5 protein-coding genes and 1 pseudogene are annotated in these 4,289 nt (G+C 73.3%); all 6 read left to right on the top strand.

The window, feature by feature from the left end; translation table 11 throughout:
- Nucleotides 1-206, top strand: a pseudogene (locus FNQ90_RS14290) (DUF2637 domain-containing protein); the annotation flags it as partial.
- The gene (locus FNQ90_RS14285; RefSeq protein WP_182606733.1) at nucleotides 203-829 is read left to right on the top strand and encodes a DNA cytosine methyltransferase; all 627 of its coding nucleotides are present in this window, start codon (nucleotides 203-205) and stop codon (nucleotides 827-829) included. The pseudogene FNQ90_RS14290 and the gene FNQ90_RS14285, both read left to right, overlap by 4 nt.
- Nucleotides 826-1,218 (top strand): RRQRL motif-containing zinc-binding protein, encoded by a 393-nt coding sequence (locus FNQ90_RS14280; RefSeq protein ID WP_182606732.1) that lies wholly within the window; start codon nucleotides 826-828, stop codon nucleotides 1,216-1,218. Before FNQ90_RS14285 ends, FNQ90_RS14280 begins: the two co-directional genes overlap by 4 nt.
- A 13-nt stretch (nucleotides 1,219-1,231) precedes the next feature.
- Nucleotides 1,232-1,621 carry a DUF3307 domain-containing protein gene (locus FNQ90_RS14275; RefSeq protein ID WP_182606731.1) on the top strand — a complete coding sequence of 130 codons (390 nt, stop codon included), beginning with the start codon at nucleotides 1,232-1,234 and terminating at the stop codon, nucleotides 1,619-1,621.
- Nucleotides 1,622-1,651: 30 nt separating this feature from the next.
- Nucleotides 1,652-1,963 (top strand): hypothetical protein, encoded by a 312-nt coding sequence (locus FNQ90_RS14270; RefSeq protein ID WP_182606730.1) that lies wholly within the window; start codon nucleotides 1,652-1,654, stop codon nucleotides 1,961-1,963.
- A 175-nt stretch (nucleotides 1,964-2,138) separates the two neighbouring features.
- Nucleotides 2,139-4,232, top strand: coding sequence for an ATP-binding protein (locus FNQ90_RS14265; protein WP_194432528.1), 2,094 nt, complete (start codon nucleotides 2,139-2,141; stop codon nucleotides 4,230-4,232).
- The last annotated feature ends 57 nt before the right edge of the window (nucleotides 4,233-4,289 follow it).

Below are 4,289 nucleotides of genomic sequence, written 5' to 3'. Positions count from 1 at the left end.
CGGTGCCCCCGGCCGCCCGCACCACCGTGCCGCGCCGATCCTGGGACCAACTCCTGACCGACGCCCGAACAGCGACGGCCGGATGGGGCGATGAGGCGTTGACCGCCAACGCCATCCGCCGATCGGTGCGCACCTCCGCCGACAACGCCCGCAGGCTGCGCGAAGCCCTGCGCGCCGATCGGGCCGAGAGGGTGGGCCCGGCGTGATCCGGCGTCGTGTGCTGGATTTGTGCTGCGGCGCCGGGGGCGCGGGGCGGGGCTACGCCGAGGCCGGGTACGAGGTCACCGGCGTGGACATCCGTCCCCAGCCGAACTATCCCTACCGCTTCGTGCTCGCGGATGCGATCGACCACCTGGCCGACCTGATCGCCGGCGGTGGGATCGAGCGCTACGACCTGGTGCACAGCTCCTGGCCGTGCATCCGGTACGCCCGGGTCACCGCCTGGCGGGGCCGCCCGGACAGCCACCCCGACCTCCTTCCCCGGGGTCGGGAGTTGTTGGAGCGGTGCGGTCGGCCGTGGGTGATGGAGAACGTGCCCGAGGCCCCGATCCGCCCGGACTACCTGTTGTGCGGCTCGATGTTCGGCCTGAACATCCGCCGCCACCGGGCGTTCGAGACCTCCTGGCGCGGGGGCGGGGAACTCCTCCCGCCGTGCTGGCACCACCCCCGCCTCCTGCCCTTCGCCCACAAGAAAGAGCGGGCCTACGCGGACGCCATGGGATGCACCTGGATGACCAACACCGAGGGCCGCCAGACCATCCCACCCGCCTACACCCGATGGATCGGCCACCGAGCGATCGACCACACCATGACGGTGGGCACGCCATGAGGCCCACCGCTTGGACCGAGGTCCACGACCCCGAGGGGGTCCGGTACGGCATCCCGACCTTTCCGTGGCGGGCCGCTCCGGAGGGGTTGGCGACCCGTCGACAGCTTCGGGCGGCCGGGTTGCGCCCGGGTGGTCAGGAACCGGTCGCGCAGGTGATGCGCCTGCGCCGCCGGGGCCGGGCCCCGCTGGTCGGCTACCTCTACCGAATCGACCACGCCAAGCCCGTCCGGCCGATGACGCCGGGCCGGGCCGAGGCACTGGCCAAGGCGATGCGAGCGCGCCGGACCTGCCCGGACTGCGGCCGGGTCGCGGAGTACTGCATTCCCACCTCGCTCGGCATGTGCGTGCCGTGCGCCTACCCCACCGAGTCGGCCGCGTTGGTGGCCTGAACGGAGAGTTGTCGTGTTCGCGGAGATCGCGTTTCTTCTCTACCTCGCCCACCTGGTGGCGGACTACCCGCTGCAAAGCGACCACCAGGCCGCGCACAAGTCCGCGCCGGGGTGGCCGGGTTGGTGGGCCAACCTCACCCATGCCGCCGCCCATGGCACCACCTGCGGGCTCGCCCTGGTGGTCGGTATCTCCGTGCTGGAGTGGCACATCTCGGGTCCGGCAGCGGTGGGGGCGCTGGTGTGGATCGCGGCCACCCACGCGCTGATCGATCGGCGCTGGCCGGTGGCCTGGTGGATGCGGGTCGCCGGTCAACAGCGGTGGGCCCGCAACGGCGGGGCCGCCCACATCGACCAGACCGCCCACATCACCGCGCTGACCATCGCCGCCCTGGCCCTGGCCTGAACTCCCGTCGACCGGAAGGACACCACTGTCATGACGAGCCCGAGGTTCACCCCGGCCGAGAAGGCCGCCCGGATCGCGACCGTGTGCGGCTACCTGGGCGGTGTCGGTGACCGCGACCGGCACCTGAGCCGGATGGACGCCATCAACGAGCGCGGCCGTCGGCGGGCGGCCGAGGAGGCCGCCGCCTGGCAGATCGAGCACCGGGAGGCCACCGCGTTGTTGGCCGCCGCCCGGGTGGCCGAGCGCTCCGCCTCCCGCGAGAACCGCAAGGACGCGCGGGCGGCGGTCAAGGAGGCCGAGGCCCGCGTCAAGTGCCTGGAGCGCTCCCGGCCGCGCGGTTGATTGCGCCCCGGGGACGGCTGCCCGCCTGGCAGCTCGCGGCCGTCCCCGGGCCCCGGTTCCCAACGACTGAGAACAGGAGGACACCAGCATGACCGATACACAGGCCGCGCCCGGTCACCGGGCGCCGGTTCCCACCGGCCGGTCCCGGGTTTCGCTGGCCAAGCCGGGTGACCGGATGGCCCGGGTGGTACGGCTGCACCCCGACCGCGAGAGCGCCGGGAACCCGCCGTCCCGGGAGACCGCGGCTTCGGCACCCCGTCGCCGCATCACGGTGGCCTACCGGGTGGTGGCGTCGGCGGTGCGCGATGAGCGCACCCGCACCGTGGCCCGGTTCACCGCCCGCCACACCCTCTACCTCGCCGGTGGGGTGCGGGTGGTGGCCCGCCGGGCGTGGTCGGCACGCACCGCCGCCCGCTACGAACGCGCGATGGAGGCCGCGCAGGCGGCCGGGCTGCACGAACAGGCCATGGCGTGGGAGGAACGCGGCCGGGCCTTCCGCGCCGCGCGGCACCAGCGCCGCATGGATCTGCTGTCCGCCCCCGCCAAGCTCGCGCGCGGCCTGGTCGTCGGCGGGGCGGCCGGGGCCGGGGTGCTGCTGGCCCTGGGCGGCACGCTGGCCTGGGCGACCGGCCAGTGGGCCGATGTGCTGACCCCGACCCTGGCCGTGATCCACCTGGTGCACTGGACGGCCATCGTGATCGGCATCGTATGGGGCCCGGTCGTGGCCGCCGCCCCCTGGCTGGCCCTCACCTGCCTGTGGGCGATCGGGCGCCGCGCCCACACCGCTCCCGCCTGGGCCCTGCCCGCCGCCCAACGGGCGACCGGGGACGCGGGGGCACCGATCACCCCCTCGATCGTGGTCACCGCCCTGCGCGATGTCGGCATCCCCACGCTGCGCAAGGCCATCAAGGAGATGGGCGACCACGGCGCACAGATGCTCTCCCCCATCGTGATCGCCGGATGCGGCGTCGAGGTGGATGTGACGCTCCCCTCCGGGGTGTCGACCGAGGAGGTCCAAAAGCGGCGCAAGAAGCTCGCGGAGAACCTCAACCGGCACGAGCACGAGGTGTTCATCACCATCCCCACCGCCGCCCGCACCGTGCGGCTGTGGATCGCCGACTCCGGGGCGCTGGACGAACCGATCGGCCCCTCCCCGCTGGCCATCGACCCCCAGATCACGGCCGACTACAAGAGTGGCCGCGCCCCCTGGGGTCAGGACCTGCGCGGGGACGCCGCCGCCCTGTCGGTCCACCAACGGCACCTGTTGATCACCGGCCTGTCGAACCAGGGCAAGACCGCCTCGCTGCGGGCGGTCGCGCTGTGGCTGGCCCTGGACCCGACCGTTGAGTTCCGGATCGCGGACCTCAAGGGCGTGGGCGACTGGTCGATGTTCGACGGCCTGGCCACGACCCTGATCGAGGGGCCGACCGATGACCACGTGATCGACGCGACCGAGATGGTCGAGGGGCTGGTGGCCGAGATGGAACGGCGCATCCTCGCCCCCAGGGGCACCGCGTTCGCGCCGCTGGTGGGCATCGTGGACGAGGCGCAGGTGGCGTTCATGTGCCCGGCCATCGGCGAGGACAAGCGCCCGTACGGCGGCACCAAGGCCACCAGCCGGTACTTCAACGCCGTCCGCAAGATCCACAACCAGGGTCGGGCGGTGTCGGTGACGCTGTGGCAGGGCACCCAGGACCCCACCAACGACAACCTGCCCAAGCTGGTGCGCGAGGGCGCCCACATCCGCGCCTCCCTGGTGCTGGGCACCGAGGAACAGGGCCGGATGGCTCTGGGGGACAAGGCCATCGACGGCGGCGCGGCCCCGCACAAGCTGCGCCAGGGCCTGGACAAGGGCACCGTCGTCGTCGCCGGGGACGGCATCAAGGTCCCCAACGGGCAGAGCAGCATCACCGTGCGCACCCACTTCATCGACGACACCGCCGCCGAGGAGATCGCCACCCGCGCCAAGGAGCGGCGCGGCGGCCTGGTGACCACCGCCACCACGGCCGCCGCCGAACCCGCCGACCACCTCGCCGACATCGCCGCCGTGCTCGGGGACGCCAAGCGGATGCGCACCGACCAGGTGCGCCAACGCCTGGCCGAACGCGACCCGGACGAGTACCGGGCCTGGACCGCGCAGCAACTCGCCGCCGCCCTGGAGGCCGCCGGGGCCGACGCCTACAAGTCCGGCGGGGTGATGGTCGTCTCCCGCGAACGCGTCCACCAAGCCCTCGCCGCGCGGGACGAGAACCCCACCGAATCCCACTGAGAGTGAGGGGAGGCGTCCGGGGAGGCGGGGAGAACTCCCCACCCGCCTCCCTCACCC

The sequence above is a fragment of the Streptomyces alkaliphilus genome, from assembly GCF_014141535.1.
Taxonomy (GTDB): Bacteria; Actinomycetota; Actinomycetes; order Streptomycetales; family Streptomycetaceae; genus Streptomyces; species Streptomyces alkaliphilus.
The sequence above is the reverse complement of the archived record's forward strand: the minus strand, read 5'-3'. Positions and strand labels throughout refer to the sequence as shown.